Source organism: Aquincola tertiaricarbonis, assembly GCF_000969605.1.
GTDB lineage: Bacteria > Pseudomonadota > Gammaproteobacteria > Burkholderiales > Burkholderiaceae_C > Aquincola > Aquincola tertiaricarbonis.
In genome coordinates, this window is the sequence record NZ_JZUE01000009.1 from 100,326 (window position 1) to 123,666 (window position 23,341).

The following is a 23,341-nucleotide window of genomic DNA, read 5'->3' on the forward strand; positions in this document are numbered from 1 at the left end:
ATGGCACGCATCGACCTCGACCTGGCGCACAGCTACCGCCCCGATCCGCAGCAGGACAGCGACTACGCGCTGCTGCCGCTGAAGATGAGCTTCGTGGATGGCGGCGCCTATGCGCTGCTGGGCCCCTCGGGCTGCGGCAAGACCACCATGCTCAACATCATCTCGGGCCTGGTGCAGCCATCGCACGGCACGGTGAAGTTCGACGACCGCGACGTCACCCGCGCTTCGCCTCAGGAACGCAACATCGCGCAGGTGTTCCAGTTCCCGGTGATCTACGACACGATGACCGTGGGCGAGAACCTGGCCTTCCCGCTGAAGAACCGCGGCGTGGCGCCGGCGCGCATCAAGGAGCGCGTGGGCCGCATCGCCGAGATGCTGGAGATGAGCGGCCAGCTCGACATGCGCGCCTCCGGCCTGGCGGCCGACGCCAAGCAGAAAATCTCACTGGGCCGCGGCCTGGTGCGCGAGGACGTCAGCGCCGTGCTGTTCGACGAGCCGCTGACCGTCATCGACCCGCACCTGAAGTGGCAGCTGCGTCGCAAGCTCAAGCAGATCCACCATGAGCTCAAGCTCACGCTGATCTACGTCACCCACGACCAGGTGGAGGCACTCACCTTCGCCGACCAGGTGGTGGTGATGACCCGTGGCCGCGCGGTGCAGGTGGGCAGTGCCAGCGACCTGTTCGAGCGGCCGCGCCATACCTTCGTCGGCCACTTCATCGGCTCGCCGGGCATGAACTTCCTGCCCGCGCAATGGGACGGCCGCCTGCTCAGCGTGGCCGGCCGGCCGATGCCCGGCGTGCCGGCGCTGCCCGGGCTGGGCCAGGCCGGCGAATTCACCCTGGGCGTGCGGCCCGAGTACGTGGCCCTGGCCCGCGAAGGCGACGTGGGCGCGCTGCCGGCCACCGTCACGCGGCTGCAGGACGTGGGCACCTACCAGCTGCTCACCGCCCGCGTGGGCGAGGTGCTGCTGAAGGCCCGGCTGGCCCCCGGCACGCCGGTGCCCGGCGAAGGCAGCACCGCCTGGCTGGCCGTGGTGGGCCCGCACACCTGCTTCTACAAGAACGAGGAGCTCATCGCATGAGCGCGATCAAACCCGTCAACCAGAAGGCCTGGCTGCTCGTGCTGCCGGTCTTCATCTGCGTGGCCTTCTCGGCCATCCTGCCGTTGATGACGGTGGTGAACTACTCGGTGCAGGACATCATCAGCCCCGAGCGGCGCGTGTTCGTCGGCACCGAATGGTTCGCCAGCGTGATGCGCGACGAGGAACTGCACGGCGCACTGCTGCGGCAGATCGTCTATTCGCTGTCGGTGCTGGCGGTGGAGATCCCGCTGGGCATCATGCTGGCCCTGGCCATGCCGGCCCAGGGCTGGAAGGCCTCGGCCGTGCTGGTGCTGGTGGCGCTGTCGCTGCTGATCCCGTGGAACGTGGTGGGCACCATCTGGCAGATCTACGGCCGCGCCGACATCGGCCTGCTCGGCCACACGCTGGAGCAGCTGGGCTTCGACTACAGCTACACCGGCAATGCCACGCATGCCTGGCTCACGGTGCTGGTGATGGACGTGTGGCACTGGACGCCGCTGGTGGCGCTGCTTTGTTATGCCGGCCTGCGCAGCATCCCCGATGCGTACTACCAGGCCGCGCGCATCGACGGTGCCAGCAAGTTCGCGGTGTTCCGCTACATCCAGCTGCCCAAGATGCGCGGCGTGCTGATGATCGCGGTGCTGCTGCGCTTCATGGACAGCTTCATGATCTACACCGAGCCCTTCGTGCTCACCGGCGGCGGCCCGGGCAATGCCACCACCTTCCTCAGCCAGTACCTCACGCAGAAGGCGGTCGGCCAGTTCGACCTGGGCCCGGCGGCGGCGTTCTCGCTGATCTATTTCTTCATCATCCTGCTGCTGTGCTTCATCCTCTACAACTGGATGCAGCGCGTGGGCACGGCCGACAAGGAGCACGCAGGTGAATAAGACCGGCTTCCAGAAGAGGACGCTGTTCCTCATCCTCTACCTCGTCTTCGCCATCCTGCCGATCTACTGGATGACGATGATGTCGTTCAAGACGAACCAGGAGATCCTGTCGAGCTTCAGCCTGTGGCCGCAGGAGTTCACCTGGGACAACTACCACCGCATCTTCACCGACGAGAGCTGGTACTCGGGCTACATCAACAGCCTGATCTACGTGGCCATCAACACCGTCATCAGCATCAGCGTGGCGCTGCCGGCGGCCTATGCCTTCAGCCGCTACAGCTTCCTGGGCGACAAGCATGTGTTCTTCTGGCTGCTGACCAACCGCATGACGCCGCCGGCGGTGTTCCTGCTGCCGTTCTTCCAGCTCTACACCACCGTGGGGCTGATGGACACGCACCTGGCCGTGGCACTGGCGCACCTGGTGTTCAACGTGCCGCTGGCGGTGTGGATCCTGGAAGGCTTCATGAGCGGCATCCCGCGCGAGATCGACGAGACGGCCTACATCGACGGCTACAGCTTCCCGCGCTTCTTCCTCACCATCTTCCTGCCGCTGATCAAGGCGGGCGTGGGCGTGGCGGCGTTCTTCTGCTTCATGTTCAGCTGGGTGGAGCTGCTGCTGGCGCGCACGCTCACCAGCGTGAACGCCAAGCCCATCGTCGCGACGATGACCCGCACGGTGAGCGCATCGGGCATGGACTGGGCCACGCTGGCCGCGGCCGGCGTGCTCACCATCGTGCCGGGCGCCATCGTCATCTGGTTCGTGCGCCACTACATCGCCAAGGGCTTTGCCATGGGGAGAGTTTGAGATGTTCACCTGGATGGTCTGGACCACGCCGGTCGCGATCTTCTTCATCTGCATCGCGCTGATGCTCGCGGGCATGACCGTGTGGGAACTCCGCAGTCCCACCGTGCTGCGCAAGGGCTGGCTGCCGATGGCCACCACGCGCGGGGACAGGCTCTTCATCGGCCTGCTCACCGCGGCCTACATCAACCTGGCCTTCGTCGGCCTGGGGGAGCACCTGGCGCAGTGGTTCTCGCTGGAGAACGAGCCCAGCGTGTGGATCAGCTTCGTGCTGTCGATGGCCGTGCTGGCCGTGATCATGAAGAAGGGCTAGCGCCCGCAATGACAAAGGGAATCCGGCCCGGTGCTTCCCCGGGGCCGTGGTCACCCAAGCCGCAGTAGCGGGGAAGCACACCGAGGAGACAGACATGAATTTGCGATACAGCGCACTCGCCCTGGCGGCCCTGCTGGCCGTGGCCGGGCACACCGCGCAAGCGGGCGAGGCCGAGGCCAAGAAGTGGGTGGACAGCGAGTTCCAGCCGTCCACGCTGAACAAGGACCAGCAGATGGCGGAGATGAAGTGGTTCATCGAAGCCGCCAAGAAGCTGCAGGCCAAGGGCGTGAAGGAGATCTCCGTGGTCTCCGAGACCATCACCACGCACGAGTACGAGGCCAAGACCCTGGCCAAGGCCTTCAGCGAGATCACCGGCATCACCGTCAAGCACGACCTGATCCAGGAAGGCGACGTGGTCGAGAAGCTGCAGACCTCGATGCAGTCGGGCAAGAGCATCTACGACGGCTGGATCAGCGACTCCGACCTGATCGGCACCCACTACCGCTACGGCAAGGTGCTCAACCTGACGGACTACATGACCGGCGCCGGCAAGGAGTACACCAACCCCGGCCTGGACCTGAAGGACTTCATCGGCACCAAGTTCACCACCGCGCCCGACGGCAAGCTGTACCAGCTACCCGACCAGCAGTTCGCCAACCTGTACTGGTTCCGCGCCGACCTGTTCGCGCGCCAGGACCTGAAGGACAAGTTCAAGGCCAAGTACGGCTACGACCTGGGCGTGCCGCTGAACTGGAGCGCCTACGAGGACATTGCCGAGTTCTTCACCAACGACGTGAAGACGGTGGACGGCAAGGCCATCTACGGCCACATGGACTACGGCAAGAAGGACCCGTCGCTGGGCTGGCGCTTCACCGACGCCTGGCTGTCGATGGCCGGCACCGCCGACATCGGCGCGCCCAACGGGCTGCCGATCGACGAGTGGGGCATCCGCGTGGCCGACGACAAGTGCACGCCGGTGGGCGCCGCCGTGGAGCGTGGCGGTGCCACCAACTCGCCGGCTGCCGTCTACGCGCTGACCAAGTACGTCGACTGGATGAAGAAGTACGCGCCCAAGGAAGCCACCGGCATGACCTTCGGCGAGGCCGGCCCGGTGCCGGCGCAGGGCCAGATCGCGCAGCAGATCTTCTGGTACACGGCCTTCACCGCCGACATGACCAAGCCGGGCCTGCCGGTGGTCAATGCCGACGGCACGCCCAAGTGGCGCATGGCGCCGGGCCCCAACGGCCCGTACTGGAAGCAGGGCATGCAGAACGGCTACCAGGACGTGGGCAGCTGGACCTTCTTCAAGGACCACAACGCCGACAAGACGGCCGCCGCCTGGCTGTATGCGCAGTTCGTGACTGCCAAGACCACCAGCCTGAAGAAGACCATCGTCGGCCTGACGCCGATCCGCGAGAGCGACATCCAGAGCAAGGCCATGACCGACATGGCGCCCAAGCTGGGTGGCCTGGTGGAGTTCTACCGCAGCCCGGCGCGCGTGGCCTGGAGCCCGACCGGCACCAACGTGCCCGACTACCCCAAGCTGGCCCAGCTGTGGTGGAAGAACGTGGCGCAGGCGGTGACCGGCGAGAAGACGCCGCAGGCCGCGATGGACACGCTGGCCAAGGAGATGGACGACGTGATGGCCCGGCTGGAACGTGCCGGCATGGCCAAGTGCGCGCCCAAGCTCAACAAGCGTGAAGACGCGAAGAAGTGGCTGAGCGACAAGCAGGCGCCGTGGGCCAAGCTGCCCAACGAGAAGCCCAAGGGCGAGACCATCGCCTACGACAGCCTGCTGAACGCGTGGAAGGCCGGCAAGGCACGGTGAGCGGGGCAACCGGCTTCATGAGTCCATGAAGCCGCCCCCCGGGCGGGCGCGGCACGCACAAGGCCAAACGGGCCCTCTCGAGGGCCCGCTGGGTCGGTGGTGGCGCCTGCCCGGCGCCTGGGGAGGGCTGCTTCAGCGGCCCTTCACGACATCCTTGATGTCTTCCTTGGCATCGCCGTAGTTCTTCTGCGTGGTGCCCTTGACCTGGTCGGCCACGCCTTCGGCGGCCAGACGGTCGTTGCCCACGGCCTTGCCCACGGCTTCCTTCACATGGCCCTTGGCGTCGTCGACGCGGCCCTTGACTTGGTCGTTGTTCATGCTGAGTCCTTCGTAGGGGGTTGAGGCGGCGTTGCCGCTGCCGGCCGCTGGCGTTCAGCGGTGAAGCTACTGTGCCGCGTGGTCACACCCGTAACCGTCGGCCCCGGGCGCGGTTGCATGTAGGGCGATGCCGCATGCCATCATCGGCCGCATGCAGGGCGTACCCGACCAGTTCGAGCACCCGGCCGACCGGGCCGAGTTCCGCCGGCCTGCGCACCGCGCGGGCATGGAGCTGTACCGGGCGCATATCGTGCGCCATGCCTTCGAGCCGCATACCCACCAGGCCTTCGGCATCGGCGCCATCGTCAGCGGGGTGGAGCGTTTTCGCTACCGCGGCACCGAGCACCTGGCGCCTGCCGGCTCGGTGGTGCTGATGAATCCCGACGAGCTGCACACCGGCCGCGCCGAGACCGCGCAGGGCTGGAGCTACCGCATGCTGTACCTGGACGCCGAGCTGCTGCAGGCGCTGACCGGGGATGCCGGCTGGTGGTTCGACGGCGCGGTGCGGCATGACGCGCTGCTGGCCGCGCGGCTGCAGCAGCAGCTCCACCGGCTGTGGCAGGCCACCGATGCGCTGGCGGTGGACGGCGCGCTGCTCGATCTGCTGCAGTTGCTGCGGCCCGCCGCGCGCATCGGCCGGCCGCTGCAGCCGGCGTCCGCCCTGCGCTTCGGCGCAGTGATCGACTGCATGCACGACCGCCTGGCCGAGCCGCTGACCCTGGCGGAACTGGCCGCGGTGGCGGACCTGAGCCCGTTCCATTTCCAGCGCAGCTTCAAGGCCGCCCATGGCGCCACGCCGCACCAGATGCTGATGGCCCTGCGGCTGCTGCAGGCCAAGCGCCGGCTGGCGGCCGGCCAGCCGCCGGCGTCGGTGGCTGCGGCGGTGGGGCTGGCCGACCAGGCGCACCTCACCCGTGCCTTCAGCCGCCGCTACGGCGTCACGCCCGCACGCTACGCGCGGCAGGTGGGCTGAGGCCGCCGCGCGCGGCAGCGCAATCCGGTACAAGACCCGGGCCCGTCGGCTGGCCGACACTGCGGCCATGCTCATCGGTACCTTGTTCGCCCTGGCCGCCGGCCTGATGTGGGGCCTCGTCTTCATCGCGCCCACGCTGCTGCCGGGTTATCCGGCGGCCATGCTGTCCTTCGGCCGCTACCTGGCCTTCGGCCTCATCGCGCTGCCGCTGCTGTGGCTGGACCGCCGGCGCATGGCGCAGTTCACCCGCGCCGACTGGCTGGAGGCGGCCAAGCTTTCGCTCGTCGGCAACCTGCTGTACTACCTGTGCCTGGCCGCGGCCATCCAGCGCGCGGGCGGGCCGCTGCCCACCATGATCATCGGCACGCTGCCGGTGGTGATCGCCATCTGCTCCAACCTGCGCGATGCCGCGCGCGATGGCCGGCTGCCGTGGCTGAAGCTGGCGCCTTCGCTGGCGCTCATCGCGGCGGGCATCGGCTGCGTCAACCAGGTGGAGATCCAGCACCTGCGCGCCGACCCCGCTGCCGACGTGGGCCGTTACGCCAGCGGCGCGCTGCTGGCGCTGGCGGCGGTGGCCTGCTGGACCTGGTACCCGATCCGCAATGCCGACTGGCTGCGCCACCATGCCGACCGCAGTCCGCGCAGCTGGGCCACGGCGCAGGGCATCGCCACGCTGCCGATGGCGATGCTGGGCTTTGCCGGCCTCTGGGCCTGGGCCACCGCCACCGCGCAGCCGCTGGCCATGCCCTTCGGCCCCACGCCGGCGCGCTTCATCGGCCTGATGGTGGCCATCGGCCTGCTGGCCTCCTGGCTGGGCACGCTGTGCTGGAACGAGGCCAGCCAGCGCCTGCCCACCACCCTGGTGGGCCAGCTCATCGTGTTCGAGACGCTGGCCGCGCTGGCCTATGCCTTCATGCTGCGCGGGCGCTGGCCGGAGCCGGTCACGCTGCTGGGCATCGTGCTGCTGGTGGCCGGCGTGGCCTGGGCGCTGCGCGTGCGGCCGGAGCCGGTGGCGGCGGTGCAGGCGCACGCTGGTTAGGAGGCCGCCGCGGGCTCCAGGAACACCGTGAGCACGCCGGTGTAGCCGTAGAGGTGGTGGTGCGCGATCTCGCCGCCGGCGAAGAAGCCGATCAGCGGCACGTCGCCCAGCGCATGCTGCAGGATCTGCATTTCGGCGGACGGTGCGCCGAAGTGCGGCCCGCCGCGGCCGGCGCAGCTGATGTACAGCGCACCGGCCACCCGCTGCAGCGGATCGCCAGGGCCGGTGGAGCTGCCGGCCTCGGGCTCCAGCTCCTCGCGGATCTCGCTGCAGATGCGCACCAGGTCGCGCCGGGCGGCTTGCACGTCGCGTGCGCAGAAGGCCAGCTGCATGCCGGGCTCCACCACGTCGGCCACGGCGATGCCGCGGGCGGCCGGGTCCAGGCCCACCAGGTGGCGCACGCGGGTGTCGGTGCCGAACTGGCCGGGCCGGGTGAGCACGTCGCTGCGGCCGTCCGACAGGCCCACCAGCGTGGCGCGCAGCTTGGGCAGCGCCGCATGCGGGTCGTCGAGCGCCACGCCCAGGTCGGCCAGCAGGCAGTCCAGCGCGGGCTCGCCATCGAGTGCGGTGACCACGTTGCGCTGCGCGGCCGTCACGCGCCGCACCGGGCCGACCGGCTGGCAACCCTGGGTGACGCGCGACAGCAGCGGCACGGCCTGCGTGAAGCCCACGCCCGAGAGGCCGCCGCGGCACACCGCGTCGGCCAGGTGCACCGCACCCTGGCGGCCGGCGGCCAGGCCGCCGAACAGGTAGCCGGAAGCGGTGCGCCCGCTCAGCTCGCCGATCAGCTCCGCCAGCTCGGGCGTGCCGGGGTCGGCATGCACCAGCGCGGCGAAAGGCTCGGTGCTGCCCAGCGGCCGGGCGCCGGAGAACACCTGGAAGGTCTCGGGCGGCAGCGCGGCCAGCATCAGCGCCAGCGCCGGCTCGTCGATGTATTCCACGCCGCTGGCGGCCACGCCCACGCCCACCGAGCCCACCCACTGCACGCCCGGCCAGCGGCTGCGCAGGTCGTCCAGCAGGGCGTCGGCGTGCGCGGTGTAGTGGTCGCTGAAATAGACGAAGCCCAGCGTGAAGGGCCGGCCGGCGGCCTCGGTGGCACGGGCCTGGGCGGCCCGTTGCGCATCGACCTGGGCGGCCACGAGGGCCAGGGCCATGCGCCAGTCGGGATGGGTGGCGTGGGCGTGGATGAACGGGATCATGGGCCCAGTGTGCACCCGCCGCGCCAGCCGGCCTCCGGTGGCGGCCTCAGCTGCCGGTGCCGCGCTTGCGCGCCGCGGTCTTGACGGCCGGCCGCGCCTTGCGGGCCGGCGCGGCCGCGGGTGCATCGGCCGCGGCCTCGTCCGGTGCCGCGGCCACCGGCCCGGGCTTGAGCTTGGCCATCTGCGCCACCTGCGCGGCCTGGGCGCTGCCTTCCTTGATGGCCTCGGTGGCCAGCTCGGTGAACTGCTTGGTCAGCGCGCCCCACCACTGCATCGGGTCCACCACGCCGGCCGGCGCGGGCGCGGCCGCGGGCTCGTCGGTGGCCGCGGGCTCGGCCGGTGCCGCCGCCTTGGCGGGCGCCGGGGCGGCCGCGGGCTCGGGCATCTTGATCTTCATTGCCTCCTGCAGGTCCTGCACCTGCACGTTCATCGTCTTCAGCGTGGACAGCGTCATGCGCTGCACCTCCAGCGCCTGGATGGTGGCGGCCAGCATGCGGGCGTTCTGCTCCAGCCAGAACTGCACGGTCTTCAGCTCGTCGATGCGCTTGGTAAGTTCGGCAGGGTCCAGCGTGGGCGCCACCCACTGGCCGATCGAGGGCATCGCGGTGCCGGCGCCCTTGACCAGGTTCTGCAGGAAGTCGAAGCCGGGCACGAGGGATTTGAAGGGGGAGGCGCTGTCGGCCATGGTGAGTCTCCTGGTGGGGGTTCGGTGGACTGCTGCAGCCGATTGTGGGTCAGCGCAGCGGCACGCGCTCCACGCGGAAGCCGCGCTGGGCCAGCAGCCGCGGCAGCGCCTGCGGGCCGGTCATGTGCAGCGCACCCACCGCGACGAAAAGCTGGCGGCCTTCGCGGTGCAGCGCCTCGATGCGGTCGGCCAGGCCCGGGTTGCGGGCATCGTTCAGCCGCTGCATCTGCTGGCGATCGTCTTCGGTCTCCACGCAATCGCACCAGGCCTCGTAGCGCTCGATCTGCGCCAGGTCGCCGCGCTCCCACACGTCGGCCAGGCGCAGCAGCAGGGCCTGGGCGCGCTGCGCCTCCAGCTGCTCCACCATCTGCTGCACCATGCGCAGCGATTGCGCGGGGTCGGCGGGCACCAGGGCCGCCATCTGCAGCTCCGGCGTTTCCAGCGACACCACGTTGCGCTGCAGCGCCCGCATGAAGCCGGCGAGCGAGAACTCCTGGGCGAAGGCCGGGTCCAGGCCCTCGCGGCGGGCGGACATCAGGGTGAGCGACAGCGCCTGCATCACCGGATGCTGGCCCTGCAGGCTGTCCGGCGGCAGGCAGGCGGCTTCGACCAGGCGGGCCAGCCGCGCCTGCAGCGCCGGCGGCAGCGGCACGCCGTGGCCGCCGTCCGGCGCGGCCACCATCGCGGCCAGCTTGCGCGCCATCGCGGGGTCGGTGAAGTCCAGCTCCAGCGCCAGCGTGTCGGCGGCCATCAGCGCCTGTCGCACGCGGGGCCCGGGCACCGTCCAGGCCAGCTTGCCGATGTGCACCGTGCCGTAGAGGTGGCTGGCCTGGCCGTCGCGCTCGATGCGCCAGAGCAGGCCGCGGTCGCGCGCCTGGGCGACCGCGCTGCGCATCTGCGCCTCGGTGGGCGCGGTGGCCACCGGCGGGCAATCGACCGGCGGCGCGGCCGGCGTGTCGGCGGCCCGTGCGCCGGGGGCGACGAGGCCCGCCAGGCCGCACAGCAGCAGCGCAGCCAGGCGCTGGCGAAGGGTCCGGCGAACGGTTCGGGCGAAGGTCATGCGGTCTCCGGAAGGCGCATCGAAGGTCAGGGGCCGGCCGGCTCGAAGCGCAGCACGCCGCCGCGCTGGCTGAAGTGCATGCGCGACAGCACGTCCATGCCCAGCAGCGGCGCCTCCAGCGCGGGCAGCACCGTCACCCGCAGGCGCTCGGCGCGGATGCCGCCCTGCAGCGCCACGTCGGCCCGCGCCAGGCCGCCGCGCACCGTGCCGTTCGCGGTGCTGGAGGTGATGCTGCCTTCCACCGTCAGGCCCGCGCGGTCGGCCAGCCACTGGGGCAGCGCAGTGCTGGTGGCGCCGGTGTCCACCAGGAAGTCCACCGCCACGCCGTTGACCTGGCCCGGCCAGTGGAAATGCCCGTCGGGTGCGCGGCGCAGCTCCACCACGCCGCCTTCGGCGCTGAAGCGGGTCTGCCGCTGCTGCGCCTGCCACCACTGCACGCCCAGGAACACGGCCGCGCCGATCAGCAGCCACAGCGTCGCCAGCTTGAAGGTGCGGGACAGCTCGCCCATGCCGCGGCCCGCGCTCAGCGGGCGGCCTCCACCACCACGCGCTGCTCGATGGCGCCGAACACGCTCTGGCCGTCGCTGCCCTTCATCTCGATGCGGATGGTGTCGCCGTCGCGCATGAAGCCGGTCTTGGGCTCACCGCTTTCGATGGTCTCGATGGCGCGTTTTTCGGCAATGCAGGCATAGCCATGGGACCAGTCCTGGTTGCTCACGGTTCCGCTGCCCACGATGCTGCCGGCACGCACGCGGCGTGTCCTGGCCATGTGGGCGATGAGCTGGCCGAAGTGGAAGGTCATCTCCGGCCCGGCCTCGGTCAGGCCCACGGTGCGGCCGTTCCAGGCGCTGTGCAGCGTCAGGTGCAGGCGGCCACCTTTCCAGGCGTCGCCCAGTTCGTCGGGTGTCACCGCAACGGGGCTGAAGGCGGTGGCCGGCTTGCTCTGGAAGAAGCCGAAGCCCTTGGCCAGCTCGGCGGGCACGAGGTTGCGCAGGCTCCAGTCGTTGACCAGCATCAGCAGGCGGATGCCTTCCAGCGCACGGTCGGGGGCGCAGCCCATGGGGATGTCGCCGGTGACCACCGCCAGCTCGGCCTCGAAGTCGATGCCCCAGGCCTCGTCCCCGAACACCGCTTCGTCGCACGGGCCCAGGAAGTCGTCACTGCCGCCCTGGTACATCAGTGGGTCGCTGTAGAAACTCTCGGGCACTTCCGCTTTGCGGGCGCGACGCACCAGCTCCACATGGTTGAGGTAGGCTGAACCGTCGGCCCACTGGCAGGCGCGCGGCAGCGGCGCCATGCATTTCTGCGGCTCGAAGGCGAACGCATGCCGGGCCTTGCCGTGGTTCAGGGTCTGGTACAGGTCTTCCAGCTGCGGGCTGAGGAAGTTCCAGTCGTCCAGCACCTGCTGCAGGCGGGTGGCGGTGCCGGTCGCAAAATGGGCGGTGGCCAGGTCGCGCGACACCACCACCAGCTGGCCGTCCCGCGATCCATCCTTGTACGTAGCGAGTTTCATGAAAGCGATTGTGATGGCTCCCCCCGCGCCCGGCCGTTGGCGCCGCCGGCTGGTGCTGGGCGGCGTGGCCGCCGCCATCGTGCTGGCCCACGGCGTGGGGCTGCAGCACCTGGGGCTGGCCACACAGGCCGATGGCGAGCTGCCGGGCCGCCCCGGTGCCTTCACCGTGCGCACGCTGGCGGCGGTGGACGTGCCAGCGCAGCCGGCCGCCGCCGCCCCGCAACCCGCCACCCCGCCCATGCCGGCGGCCCAGGCCGGCAAGACGCCCCGGCCCACCGCGGCGCTGCAGGCCATGCCCCAGCCGGCGCCCGCGCCCGGCCAGCCGGCCGAAGACGCGGCCCGGGCCCCGGTGGAGGACGACCCGCCCGCGCCCGAGGAAGCCCCGGCCGCCGACACGCATGCCGAACTGCCCGCGCCCGAACCGACGGTGGCACAGACTGACCCCGGCCCCGACCCCGCCGCCCCCGAGCCCGCCGACCTGCCCCTGGTGATGGCCGCCGCCGCCACCGCCGTGGCCCCCGCCGCCGCGCGGGCGGAAACGGTGGAAGTGCCCGTCTACCCCACCCGGCTGGCCGCCGCTTTCAGCGCGCGCTACCGGCTGCAGCGCGGCATGCTCGGCGGCACCGGCACCCTGCGCTGGGCGCCATCGGCCGACGGCCGGCGCTACGAAGCGCGGCTGGACGGCAGCGTGGCCGGCTTCAACGTGCTGGACTGGACCAGCACCGGCGCCATCGACCGTGCCGGCGTGGCACCCGAGCGCTTCCTCGTGCGCCGCCGCGGCCGCGATGCGCAGGCCGCCAACTTCCAGCGCGGCGCGGGCAAGATCACCTATTCCGGCCCGTCGGTGCAGTACGACTTGCCGACCGGCGCGCAGGACCGCCTGAGCTGGATGCTGCAGCTCGGGGGCGTGCTCAACGCATCGCCCAAGCGCTTCGGCGTGGGCTCGCGGCTGTCGTTCTTCGTCTCCGGCGCGCGGGGCGACGCCGACCTGTGGCAGTTCAGCGTGGTCGGGCTCGAGAACGTGCCGGCCGGCGGCGGCCGGGACACCCTGGCCTTGAAGCTGGTGCGCGAGCCGCGCAAGGCCTACGACACGCACGTGGAGGTCTGGCTGGACCCGGCCCGTGAAGACCGCCCGGTGCTGGCCCGCCTGTCCACGGCCGGCAACGACGACGCGTTGGAGCTGAGGCTGGCCGACTGAACCGGGCGCCCGCGGCCCGGGCCGCCCGATTGCTCCGCAGCGGTCATGAATGCCGTGCATGGCTTGAAACTTGCGATCACGGCGCCAACTGGCCTGCAAGGAGAGAACTCCATGTTGATGCTCTACAACTCGGACAGTTTTGCGGTGGTGCAGTTCGACCTGCCTACCGAAGCCACGCCGGCCCAGGCCAGCCCGGCACAGGACGCACCGCTCACCCGCGGCGGCTACGAAATCGTCGACAAGTTCGCCCGCAAGGAAATCTTCCTGGAAGGTGCGATGGCGGAAAGCTTCAAGGAGGGCGTGGAAGCGCTGATCCAGACCAGCCCGTCGGAGGACGAGCTGGACGACTACATCGCCCGCTTCACCCAGCTGGCCCAGCACCCCGTCGTGCTGCACTGATCCGCCCCGCCAAGGCCCTGCCACCGGCAGGGCTTGCCCAGGCCCGGCGGCTGGGCGAACATGCAGCGCACAACCCCGCTGCGTGCCGTGAATCCCACCGCCGACGTCCCGCTCCACCTGTCGCCCGACCTGCGCGATGCGCCCGTGATGGACCGCATGTGCTCGCGCTTCGTGCTGGCGCTCACGATGCGCAACGCGGGCCGCTTCAACCTGCGGCGCGACTGGAACAGCCTGCTGTCGCTCACCGGCCGCCACCTGGCCTGGCCCGAGCCGGTCCTGCGCCGGCTGCGCGCCTTCCTCGCCCAGCGCTGCCAGAACAACGAGCACTGGCGTGGCCACGAGGCCCTGGGCGACGACGCCTTCCTGCAGCGCCACGGCCACTGGCGCGGGCCGTATGAGGAAGGCACGGTCTTCTTCTACATCGACGAATACATCAAGGACGCGCCGAAGGACTTGCTGACGGTGCTGGCGGCCACCTCGCAGTGGCTGGAGCGCAGCCTGAAGAAGGAGCTGACCCTCGTCGAGAAGAACATCGACGCGCTGGCCGGCCTGCTGCAGCTCAATGCGGCCGAGCGCGCGCTGCTGCTGTACGGCACGCTGGCCCGCTACCAGCGCGACCTGCGCGGCCTGCTGGTGGAGTTCAAGGTGTCCAGCGCGCAGGAGGCGTATGCCGCCATTGCCGACGTGGCCGGCGTGGACCAGCGCGACGTGGCCGAGGCCCTGCGCGCCGGATCGCGGCTCGAGCGCATCGGCATGGTGGAGAACCTCATCTCCGAGCACAACATCACCGACCTGGCCGACCTGATGAAGGTCAGCGACCAGCTGCCGCCGGTGCTGATGCGCGAGTACCCCGGCCCCAACGACCTGATGGCCGTGTTCACCCGCCCGGCGCATGCCAGCGAGCTGCAGCCGGCCGACTTCCAGTTCGTCGGCGACGACCTGGCCGTGCTGGCCGGCCTGCTGCGCAATGCGGTGCAGCGCAAGGCGCCCGGCGTCAACGTGCTGCTGTACGGCCCGCCCGGCACCGGCAAGACGGAGCTGGCCAAGGTGGCCGCGCAATCGGCCGGCCTCACGCTGTACGAGGTGGAGTACGCCGACCGCGACGGCAACTCGCTGTCGGGCCGCGACCGCTACCGCTCGCTGCAGATCAGCCAGGTGTTCCTCAAGACCAGCCCGCAGGTGGCCCTGCTGTTCGACGAGGTGGAGGACGTGTTCCCGCCGCTGTCCACCGACACCGCGCAGCTGATGGCCCGGCTGGACAGCAGCGACGCGCCCAGCGGCAGCGTCAGCGGCAAGGCCTGGGTCAACCAGATCCTCGAGACCAATCCGGTGCCGGTGATCTGGGTCACCAACCGCATCGAGCAGATCGACCCCGCCTTCCGCCGCCGCTTCCAGTACCACCTGGAGCTGAAGTCGCCGCCGCCCGGCGCGCGCGAGGCGCTGGTCACCCGCGCGCTGGCCGAGGTGCCGGTGCGCGCGGGCTTCGCGGCGCGGCTGGCCGAGCGCCGCGGCCTCACGCCGGCGCAGATCCGCACCGCGGTGCGCTTCGCGCGGCTGGCGCAGGCGCCCGATGCGGACGGCGCGGCCATCGAGAGCCTGATCGAGCGCCAGCTGGGCAATGCCGACAAGGCGCTGGGCCAGAGCGGCAGCCAGCGGCCGGCGCGGCCGGTGGTCACGCAGTACGACCTGTCGCTGCTGAACGTGGAAACCCGCTTCGAGCTGCCGCGCATCATCGAATCGCTCGGCCGCCGCGGCCACGGCACGCTGTGCTTCCACGGTGCGCCGGGCACCGGCAAGACGGCGCTGGCCGAGCACATCGCCCAATCGCTGCAGCGGCCGCTGATGGTGCGCCAGGCCAGCGACCTGGTGAGCAAGTTCGTCGGCGAGACCGAGCAGAACATGGCCCGCATGTTCGAGGAAGCCACCGCCGAGGGCGCGGTGCTGCTGCTGGACGAGGCCGACAGCTTCCTGCGCAGCCGCCAGCGCGCCGAGCGCACCTACGAGGTGACCGAGGTCAACGAGATGCTGCAGTGCATGGAGCGTTTCGCCGAGATCTTCATCTGCACCACCAACCTGTTCGACGAGCTGGACGAAGCCGCGCTGCGCCGCTTCACCTTCAAGATCCGCTTCAACCCGCTGACGCCGGCGCAGCGGCTGCGCATGTTCGCGGCCGAGGCGCTGGGCGGCGAGGAGGCGGCGCTGCAGCCGGAGCACCGGCAGCGGCTGCTGCAGCTGGACCAGCTCACGCCCGGCGACTTCGCCGCGGTGCAGCGCCAGGCCGAGGTGCTGGGCGACGTGTTCGATGCCGACGGCTTCCTGGCCCAGCTGGAAGGCGAGCACCGCGCCAAGCCGCTGGTGCGCCAGCGACGCGGCATGGGCTTCGTGCGGTAGCGGCCCGATAGCTCAAGCGTCGGCAGCAATGGCCGACAACGGAAGGTCACGGGTGGCGGCTCCACTCGACCAGCCGCAGTACCCCGCATGGAAGTTACATCAATGGCCCTGCGCTACGACCCGCTCGTCGTCGCGCTGTCCTACCTGATCGCCACCCTGGCGTCCTTCGTGGCGCTGAACCTGGCCCACCGCGTGCGCGCCGAAGACCGGTTGATGGCGGCCAGCTGGTGGATCGGCGGATCGCTGGCCATGGGCTGCGGCATCTGGTCCATGCACTTCGTGGGCATGCTGGCGGTGCAGATGCCGATCGAGATCGGCTACGAAGTGGGCCGCACGCTGCTGTCCTGGGTTGCCGCGGTGGCTTCGTCGGCCATGGCGCTGGGCATCGCCTCGCGGGCGGAATTGCGCTGGTCCACCCTGGCCGGCGGCGCGCTGGCCATCGGGCTGGGCATCTGCGCCATGCACTACACCGGCATGTCGGCGCTGCAGATGGCGCCGGGCATCCAGTGGCACTGGCCCACGGTGGCCGCGTCGGCCGCGGTGGCGGTGGCTGCCTCGGCCGCGGCGCTGCTCATCTTCTTCTGGCTGCGCCGGCTGAGCGGCTCGGCCGCGCGCGCCGGCCAGACGCTGGCCGCCCTGGTGATGGGCGCGGCCATCTGCGGCATGCACTACACCGGCATGGCCGCCGCGTCCTTCGCCGAGGGCTCGGTATGCCTGAGCGCCAACGGCCTGCGCGGCGACAGCCTGGGCATGCTGGTGTCGGTGGCCGCGGTGACGCTGCTGCTGCTGACGCTGTTCACTTCCTTGCTGGATGCGCGGCTGCAGGGCCGGGCACAGCTGCTGGCGCAATCGCTGCAGGCGGCCAACGACGAGCTGCACCAGCTGGCCTTCCGCGACGCGCTCACCGGCCTGCCCAACCGCCTGCTGTTCGACGACCGCGTGGCGCAGGCGGTGCAGCGCACCGGCCGCGACGGCAGCACGCTGGCGGTGCTGTTCGTCGACCTCGACGGCTTCAAGCCGATCAACGATTCCTTCGGCCATGCCTTCGGCGACCTGGTGCTGCGCGAGATGGCGCAGCGCCTGGCCGCCGAGGCCCGCGCCAGCGACACCGTGGCCCGCGTGGGGGGCGACGAGTTCGTGCTGCTGCTGCAGGGCGTGCGCAACGAGGCCGCGGTGGCCCAGGCGGCGCAGCGCATCATCGACGCGCTGTCGCGGCCGGTGACGGTGCAGGAGCGCGAGGTGGCCCTGTCGTGCTCGGTGGGCATCGCGGTGCATGGCAGCGGTGGCGAACGCGGCAAGCTCATGGCCAATGCCGATGCCGCGATGTACGCCGCCAAGCGCGCCGGTGGCCGCGGCTATGCCTTCTTCGAGCCGCACATGGACGCCCATGTGCGCGAGCAGGTGGAGCTGCAGCGCGACCTGCGCCTGGCGCTGGAGCGCGGCGAGCTGGAGCTGCACTACCAGCCCAAGGTGTCGGGCGACGGCAGCGTGATCACCGGTGCCGAGGCGCTGGCACGCTGGCGCCATCCGCGGCGCGGGCTGGTGAGCCCGGCGGTGTTCATCCCGGTGGCCGAGCGCTTCGGCCTCATCGGCGCGCTGGGCGACTGGGTGATCGAGCGCGCCTGCCGCCAGGTGCGCCAGTGGCTGGACGAAGGCCTGCGCGTGCGCGTGGCCATCAACCTGTCGGTCTATCAGCTGCGGCAGGACGACCTGGTGGAGCGGGTGCAGCGTGCCATCGACGAGCACCGCATCGATGCCACGCTGCTCACCTTCGAGATCACCGAGTCGGTGGCGATGGAAGACGCCGAGAGCACCCTGCGCACCTTCGAGCGCCTGGCCTGCATCGGCGTGCAGATGTCGATCGACGACTTCGGCACGGGTTATTCCAGCCTGTCCTACCTGCGCAGGCTGCAGGCGCGGCAGCTCAAGATCGACCGCGCCTTCGTGCGCGACCTGGAGACCAGCGCCGATGCGCGCGCCATCGTGGAAGCGGTGGTGCGACTGGCCCATGCGCTGGGCCTGAACGTGGTGGCCGAAGGCGTGGAAACCCCGGGCCAGCGCGACGTGCTGCATGCGCTGGGCTGCGACGAGCTGCAGGGCTTCCTGTTCGCCAAGCCGATGCTGCCGCACCTGATGGCGCTGTGGGCCGACGGCGTGGGCCGGCCCGAGTCGCTCACCTTCGGCGATTCCGCCTACGTCGCCGTGGATGAAGCGCCGTCCCTAGAATCGGGCGCATGAACTACACCCGCGCCGCCGAACTGCCCGAGCTGCTGAAGCAACGCATCGTCGTCATCGACGGTGCCATGGGCACGATGATCCAGCGGTACAAGCTGACGGAAGCCGACTTCCGCGGCGAGCGGCTGAAGGACCATCCGAAGGACCTGAAGGGCAACAACGACCTGCTGGTGCTGACGCGGCCCGACGTGATCCGCGAGATCCACGACCAGTACCTGGCGGCCGGGGCCGACCTGATCGAGACCAACACCTTCGGCGCCACCTCCATCGCGCAGGAGGACTACGGCCTGCAGGATTTGGCGTACGAGATGAACGTGGCCGCCGCCCGCATTGCCCGCGAAGCCTGTGACGCGGCCAGCACGCCCGACAAGCCGCGCTTCGTGGCCGGCGCGCTGGGCCCCACGCCTCGCACCGCCAGCATCAGCCCCGACGTCAACGACCCGGCGGCGCGCAACGTCACCTTCGAAGCCCTGCGCGCGGCCTACTACGAGCAGGCCCAGGGCCTGCTGGACGGCGGCTGCGACCTGTTCCTGGTCGAGACCATCTTCGACACGCTGAACGCCAAGGCGGCGATCTTCGCGCTGGACGAGCTGATGGAAGCCACCGGCGAGCGGCTGCCGGTGATCATCAGCGGCACCGTCACCGACGCCTCCGGCCGCATCCTGTCGGGCCAGACGGTCACGGCCTTCTGGCACTCGGTGCGGCATGCCAAGCCGCTGGCGGTGGGCCTGAACTGCGCGCTGGGCGCGGCGCTGATGCGCCCCTACATCGAGGAACTGGGCAAGGCGGCGCCGGACACCGCCATCTCCTGCTACCCGAACGCCGGCCTGCCCAACCCGATGAGCGACACCGGCTTCGACGAGACGCCCGACGTCACCGGCGGACTGATGGAAGAGTTCGCAAGGAGCGGCTTCCTGAACATCGTGGGCGGCTGCTGCGGCACCACGCCCGACCACATCGCCGCCATCGCGCAGCGGGTGTCGGCCTACCGGCCGCGCAGCCGGCGCGATCCGCTGTTCAGCGGCCTGGTGCAAGCCGAGGCGGCCGAAGCCGCCTGATCCGCATCGGCCGGCCGGGCTCAGGCGCCGGCGGCCGGATTGACGCGCAGCCGCAGGCCGACCACCGGCCCATCGGCCGCCGCGGGCGCGATGCGGCCGGCGTTCACGCCGCGGCCGGTCAGGTGGCGCGTCATCGACTCCACCCGGCGCCGTCCCAGCCCGGCCTCGCCCCCCGCGGGAGGCGCCACCGTCAGCACCAGCAGGTCGCGCCGGCGCATGCTTTCCGCCACCCGGTCCAGCACCGCGGCCAGCGCCGGCTTGATGGCCGCCTGGCCGGCATCGAAGGCAAAGGCATCCGGCACGTCCACCCGCAGCGCGCCGCTGCGCTCCTGCGCAATCGCCACCGGCGTGCCGCTGAACCATTGCTGCAGCCATTGCTGCTCGGCCATCAGGGCCGCCGGTGCGGCGGCTCGGCGGTCGGCCTCGCTGCCGGCAGGCGTGCTGCCGGCGCCGCCACCTTGCGGACCGGTGGCGCAGCCGGACGCCAGCAGCGCGGCGGCCACGCAGGCGGCAGCCGCGGTGCGGCGGGACATGGGGCGAGGGGAGTGCGTGAACATCGTGGTCATCGCCCGATTGCAGCGCGGCCCGCGGACCCGGCGCGCTGCGCCATGTAAGCGGTGTTGCGGGCGGTGAACCGCGCCGTCAGCCGCCGGTGCCGCCGTTGATCACCAGCCGCACCGGCGCGCCGGGCAGGCCATCGGCCTCGGTGATGCGGGTGGGGGAGATGGCGGCGCTGTAGAAGTGCTCGCGCACGCGGGTGCTGCGCTCACGCGCCAGCGAGCCGGGGCCGCCCGATTCGGCCGGCGCCTCGATGCGCATCTGCAGGCTGGGCTGGCGCTCCAGGCTGCTGCGCACACGGGTGAGCACCGCGGCCAGCGGCGGCTTGACGGCCGAGGCGCCCACGTCGAAGCAGAACTCGGCCGGCACTTCCACCAGCAGCGTGCCGTCGCCCTGCGGCGCGATCACCACCGGCGTGCCCTCGAACCACTGCTGCAGCCAGCGCTGTTCGGTCATCAGCGGCCCGTTCTCGGGCGGCAGCAGCGGCACGCCCGGCTGCGTCTGGGTGGTGGTGGAAGGCGGTGCGGCTTCCGATGCCGGCGGCGCCGGCGGCAGCGCGGCCTCGGCCGAAGGCGCCACCGGCATCGGCGTGGCCGCGGGAGGCAAGGGCAGGGGCGGCGGGGGCTCGGGCAGCGGCGGCGGCGGCACCGTCATGCGGGGCGTGGGCTGGTCTAGCGGCACCCGGGTGCCGCAGCCTGCCAGCACGGCGGCTGCCAGCAGCGCCATACCGACCGGGGTTGATCGATTCCACCACTGCATCGCGTCATCTCCTGCTGAAGTTCATGTGCTTGGACCATTGTGCAGGCGGGGCAGGCCGGCTCGCTAAAATCGCGCCCCTGTCCGAGGAGCGTTGCGACGGCCACACCGGCTGCCAGGCTCGGACACCGGCCCTTCCGCCGTGTGCAACCACGCTCACCCGGCACGGACGACGTTGCGGGTGGGCCGCAGCCGACTCGCCGTGCCGGACTCCTGGATTCCGCCATGTCCGACGCTAGCCTGCCTCACCGCCCCCAACCCGCCCCGCTGCGCCTGGCCGGCCTCGAGCCCGTGACCATCGGCGCAGGCTCGTTGTTCGTGAACATCGGCGAGCGCACCAACGTCACGGGCTCCAAGGCCTTCGCCCGCATGATCCTCAACGGGCAGTTCGAGGACGCCCTGGCCGTGGCCCGCCAGCAGGTGGAAAACGGCGCCCAGGTCATCGACGTGAACATGGACGAGGCGATGCTCGATTCGCAGGCGGCGATGGTGCGCTTCCTGCACCTGATCGCCAGCGAGCCCGAGATCGCACGGGTGCCGATCATGGTCGATTCGTCCAAGTGGTCGGTGATCGAGGCCGGGCTGCAGTGCATCCAGGGCAAGGGCATCGTCAACAGCATCTCGTTGAAGGAAGGCGAGACGGAGTTCAAGCGGCAGGCCAACCTGGTGCGCCGCTACGGCGCGGCCGCGGTGGTGATGGCCTTCGACGAGAAGGGCCAGGCCGACACCTACCAGCGCAAGATCGAGATCTGCGAGCGCGCCTACCGCATGCTGGTGGACGAGGTGGGCTTCCCGCCCGAGGACATCATCTTCGACCCCAACATCTTCGCCATCGCCACCGGCATCGAGGAACACGACAACTACGCGGTCGACTTCATCAACGCCACGCGCTGGATCAAGCAGAACCTGCCGGGCGCGAAGGTGTCGGGCGGCGTCAGCAACGTGAGCTTCAGCTTCCGCGGCAACGACCCGGTGCGCGAGGCGATCCACACCGTGTTCCTGTACCACGCCATCCAGGCGGGCATGGACATGGGCATCGTCAACGCCGGCATGGTGGGCGTGTACGACGACCTGGAGCCGGTGCTGCGAGAGCGCGTGGAAGACGTGGTGCTGAACCGCCGGCCCGATGCGGGCGAGCGGCTGGTGGAGATCGCCGAATCGGCCAAGGGCGCGGCCAAGGACGACTCCGCCCGCCTGGCCTGGCGCACGCTGCCGGTGGCCGAGCGGCTGTCGCATGCGCTGGTGCACGGCATCACCGAGTTCATCGTCGACGACACCGAGGAGGTGTGGCAGCAGATCCGCGCCGACGGCGGCCGGCCGCTGCACGTGATCGAAGGCCCGCTGATGGCCGGCATGAACGTGGTGGGCGACCTGTTCGGCGCCGGCAAGATGTTCCTGCCGCAGGTGGTCAAGAGCGCGCGGGTGATGAAGCAGGCCGTGGCCCACCTGCTGCCCTACATCGAGGAAGAAAAGCGCCTGCTGGTGGAAGCGGGCGGCGACGCCAAGCCCAAGGGCAAGATCGTCATCGCCACCGTCAAGGGCGACGTGCACGACATCGGCAAGAACATCGTCACCGTCGTGCTCCAGTGCAACAACTACGAGGTGGTGAACATGGGCGTGATGGTGCCTTGCCAGGAGATCCTGGCGAAGGCCCGCGAGGAGGGCGCCGACATCATCGGCCTGTCCGGCCTCATCACGCCCAGCCTGGAGGAGATGCAGTACGTGGCCGCCGAGATGCAGCGCGACGACTTCTTCCGCAGCAAGAAGGTGCCGCTGCTGATCGGCGGCGCCACCACCAGCCGCGTGCACACCGCGGTGAAGATCGCGCCGCACTACGAAGGCCCGGTGGTGTACGTGCCCGATGCCTCGCGCAGCGTGGGCGTGTGCTCGGAGCTGCTGTCGGACGAGCGCGCCGCCAAGTTCATCGACGACATCACCGCCGACTACGCCAAGGTGCGCGAGCAGCATGCCAACAAGAAGGCCACGCCGCTGGTGACGCTGGCCGAGGCGCGCGCCAACAAGACGCCGGTGGACTGGGCCGGCTTCACGCCGGTCAAGCCGCGCTTCATCGGCCGCCGCGTGTTCCGCAACTACGACCTGGCCGAGCTGGCCGCCTGCATCGACTGGACGCCCTTCTTCCAGACCTGGGACCTGGCCGGCCGCTTCCCCGAGATCCTGCGCGACGAGGTGGTGGGCGACTCGGCCACGCGGGTGTTCAGCGACGGCAAGCGCATGCTGCAGCGGCTGATCGAGGGCCGCTGGCTGCAGTGCCATGGCGTGATCGGCCTGTATCCGGCCAACACGGTGAACGACGACGACATCGAGATCTACGCCGACGAATCGCGCACCGAGGTGCTGATGACCTGGCACGGGCTGCGCATGCAGAGCGTGCGGCCGGTGGTCGACGGCGTGAAGCGGCCCAACCGCTGCCTGGCCGACTACGTGGCGCCCAAGGGCACGAAGCCGGACTACGTCGGCCTGTTCGCGGTGAGCGCGCAGGGCGTGGAGAAGAAGGAGAAGCAGTTCCTCGACGACCACGACGACTACTCGGCCATCATGCTCAAGGCGCTGGCCGACCGCTTTGCCGAGGCCTTCGCCGAGCGGCTGCACCAGCGCGTGCGCACCGACTTCTGGGGCTATGCGGCCGACGAGGCGCTGAGCAACGAGGAGCTGATCGCCGAGAAGTACCGCGGCATCCGCCCCGCGCCGGGCTACCCGGCCTGCCCCGACCACCTGCCCAAGCGCGACATGTTCCGCGTGCTGGACGCGGCCGACGTCGGCATGGAGCTGACCGAGAGCCTGGCCATGAAGCCGGCGGCCAGCGTCAGCGGCTTCTACCTGGCGCATCCGCAGGCCACGTACTTCAACGTCGGCAAGATCGGCGACGACCAGCTGGCCGACTGGCAGGCCCGCAACGCGCTGGACGAGCGCGACGCCCGCCGGGCGCTGGCGCCGCTGCTGGGGTAGCGGCCGGCTACTCCGGCCTTCCGACGCGTTCTGTTGCAACTCCGCCGAAGCCCCGGCGCTTCCGGCGTTCAGCCCGCTT

Annotated in this window: 21 protein-coding genes and 1 riboswitch; of the genes, 13 read left to right on the forward strand and 8 right to left on the reverse strand. The window is 70.6% G+C overall.

The features are described from left to right. The 5 genes from VO99_RS12840 to VO99_RS12860 all read left to right on the forward strand — a co-directional run bounded on the left by VO99_RS12840 (position 1) and on the right by VO99_RS12860 (position 4,913). On the forward strand, positions 1–1,083 hold the full coding sequence (locus tag VO99_RS12840; RefSeq protein WP_046113273.1) for an ABC transporter ATP-binding protein: 1,083 nt from the start codon (positions 1–3) through the stop codon (positions 1,081–1,083). After that, positions 1,080–1,970, forward strand: a complete 891-nt coding sequence (locus VO99_RS12845; protein WP_046113274.1) for a carbohydrate ABC transporter permease — start codon at positions 1,080–1,082, stop codon at positions 1,968–1,970. The genes VO99_RS12840 and VO99_RS12845 overlap by 4 nt, the downstream gene beginning before the upstream one ends. Then, complete coding sequence (locus VO99_RS12850) at positions 1,963–2,775, forward strand: carbohydrate ABC transporter permease (RefSeq protein WP_046113275.1); 813 nt, start codon at positions 1,963–1,965, stop codon at positions 2,773–2,775. The genes VO99_RS12845 and VO99_RS12850 overlap by 8 nt, the downstream gene beginning before the upstream one ends. 1 nt (position 2,776) lies before the next feature. Next, positions 2,777–3,085: a DUF2160 domain-containing protein gene (locus tag VO99_RS12855; RefSeq protein ID WP_046113276.1), complete on the forward strand. Its 309-nt coding sequence runs from the start codon at positions 2,777–2,779 to the stop codon at positions 3,083–3,085. A gap of 94 nt (positions 3,086–3,179) precedes the next feature. Next, positions 3,180–4,913, forward strand: a complete 1,734-nt coding sequence (locus VO99_RS12860; protein WP_046113277.1) for an ABC transporter substrate-binding protein — start codon at positions 3,180–3,182, stop codon at positions 4,911–4,913. 132 nt (positions 4,914–5,045) lie between these two features. Here VO99_RS12860 and VO99_RS12865 read toward each other — a convergent pair whose 3' ends face one another. Continuing rightward, positions 5,046–5,231, reverse strand: coding sequence for a CsbD family protein (locus tag VO99_RS12865; protein WP_046113278.1), 186 nt, complete (start codon positions 5,229–5,231; stop codon positions 5,046–5,048). A gap of 127 nt (positions 5,232–5,358) precedes the next feature. Between VO99_RS12865 and VO99_RS12870 the strand changes: the two genes are divergently transcribed. Together VO99_RS12870 and VO99_RS12875 are read left to right on the forward strand one after the other, a co-directional pair. Beyond that, positions 5,359–6,204 carry an AraC family transcriptional regulator gene (locus tag VO99_RS12870; protein WP_046113279.1) on the forward strand — a complete coding sequence of 282 codons (846 nt, stop codon included), beginning with the start codon at positions 5,359–5,361 and terminating at the stop codon, positions 6,202–6,204. 67 nt (positions 6,205–6,271) lie between these two features. Then, positions 6,272–7,243, forward strand: a complete 972-nt coding sequence (locus VO99_RS12875) for a DMT family transporter (protein WP_046113280.1) — start codon at positions 6,272–6,274, stop codon at positions 7,241–7,243. Here VO99_RS12875 and VO99_RS12880 read toward each other — a convergent pair. The 5 genes from VO99_RS12880 to VO99_RS12900 are packed head-to-tail and all read right to left on the reverse strand — an operon-like array spanning position 7,240 to position 11,700. Continuing rightward, positions 7,240–8,442, reverse strand: a complete 1,203-nt coding sequence (locus VO99_RS12880; RefSeq protein WP_046113281.1) for an FIST signal transduction protein — start codon at positions 8,440–8,442, stop codon at positions 7,240–7,242. The two genes, VO99_RS12875 and VO99_RS12880, sit on opposite strands and share 4 nt — an antisense overlap. Before the next feature lie 46 nt (positions 8,443–8,488). Further along, positions 8,489–9,127 (reverse strand): PhaM family polyhydroxyalkanoate granule multifunctional regulatory protein, encoded by a 639-nt coding sequence (locus VO99_RS12885; protein ID WP_046113282.1) that lies wholly within the window; start codon positions 9,125–9,127, stop codon positions 8,489–8,491. Positions 9,128–9,176: 49 nt separating this feature from the next. Then, positions 9,177–10,187 (reverse strand): TraB/GumN family protein, encoded by a 1,011-nt coding sequence (locus VO99_RS12890; protein ID WP_046113283.1) that lies wholly within the window; start codon positions 10,185–10,187, stop codon positions 9,177–9,179. A gap of 26 nt (positions 10,188–10,213) precedes the next feature. Continuing rightward, on the reverse strand, positions 10,214–10,696 hold the full coding sequence (locus tag VO99_RS12895; RefSeq protein ID WP_046113284.1) for a retropepsin-like aspartic protease family protein: 483 nt from the start codon (positions 10,694–10,696) through the stop codon (positions 10,214–10,216). 14 nt (positions 10,697–10,710) lie between these two features. Further along, positions 10,711–11,700, reverse strand: coding sequence for a fumarylacetoacetate hydrolase family protein (locus tag VO99_RS12900; protein WP_046113397.1), 990 nt, complete (start codon positions 11,698–11,700; stop codon positions 10,711–10,713). A 13-nt stretch (positions 11,701–11,713) separates the two neighbouring features. Between VO99_RS12900 and VO99_RS28820 the strand changes: the two genes are divergently transcribed. The 5 genes from VO99_RS28820 (at position 11,714) to VO99_RS12925 (ending at position 18,981) form a co-directional block, all read left to right on the forward strand. Further along, positions 11,714–12,898 carry a DUF3108 domain-containing protein gene (locus VO99_RS28820; RefSeq protein ID WP_052736301.1) on the forward strand — a complete coding sequence of 395 codons (1,185 nt, stop codon included), beginning with the start codon at positions 11,714–11,716 and terminating at the stop codon, positions 12,896–12,898. A 111-nt stretch (positions 12,899–13,009) separates the two neighbouring features. Beyond that, positions 13,010–13,297 (forward strand): BTH_I0359 family protein, encoded by a 288-nt coding sequence (locus VO99_RS12910; RefSeq protein WP_046113285.1) that lies wholly within the window; start codon positions 13,010–13,012, stop codon positions 13,295–13,297. Positions 13,298–13,357: 60 nt separating this feature from the next. After that, positions 13,358–15,688: an ATP-binding protein gene (locus tag VO99_RS12915; protein WP_046113286.1), complete on the forward strand. Its 2,331-nt coding sequence runs from the start codon at positions 13,358–13,360 to the stop codon at positions 15,686–15,688. An 87-nt stretch (positions 15,689–15,775) separates the two neighbouring features. Further along, complete coding sequence (locus VO99_RS12920; RefSeq protein ID WP_052736302.1) at positions 15,776–17,926, forward strand: putative bifunctional diguanylate cyclase/phosphodiesterase; 2,151 nt, start codon at positions 15,776–15,778, stop codon at positions 17,924–17,926. Beyond that, positions 17,923–18,981 (forward strand): homocysteine S-methyltransferase family protein, encoded by a 1,059-nt coding sequence (locus VO99_RS12925; protein WP_046113288.1) that lies wholly within the window; start codon positions 17,923–17,925, stop codon positions 18,979–18,981. The genes VO99_RS12920 and VO99_RS12925 overlap by 4 nt, the downstream gene beginning before the upstream one ends. A 20-nt stretch (positions 18,982–19,001) precedes the next feature. Here VO99_RS12925 and VO99_RS12930 read toward each other — a convergent pair whose 3' ends face one another. Together VO99_RS12930 and VO99_RS12935 are read right to left on the reverse strand one after the other, a co-directional pair. Continuing rightward, a complete protein-coding gene (locus VO99_RS12930; protein ID WP_157039554.1) occupies positions 19,002–19,514 on the reverse strand; it encodes an OmpA family protein in 513 nt (170 codons plus the stop codon). Positions 19,515–19,623: 109 nt separating this feature from the next. Next, entirely contained in the window at positions 19,624–20,265 is a 642-nt protein-coding gene (locus VO99_RS12935) for an OmpA family protein (protein ID WP_046113290.1), read from the reverse strand. A gap of 110 nt (positions 20,266–20,375) precedes the next feature. After that, positions 20,376–20,460: riboswitch (S-adenosyl-L-homocysteine riboswitch) on the forward strand. 60 nt (positions 20,461–20,520) lie between these two features. Between VO99_RS12935 and metH the strand changes: the two genes are divergently transcribed. Continuing rightward, positions 20,521–23,262 carry a methionine synthase gene (gene metH / locus VO99_RS12940; RefSeq protein ID WP_083440560.1) on the forward strand — a complete coding sequence of 914 codons (2,742 nt, stop codon included), beginning with the start codon at positions 20,521–20,523 and terminating at the stop codon, positions 23,260–23,262. The last annotated feature ends 79 nt before the right edge of the window (positions 23,263–23,341 follow it).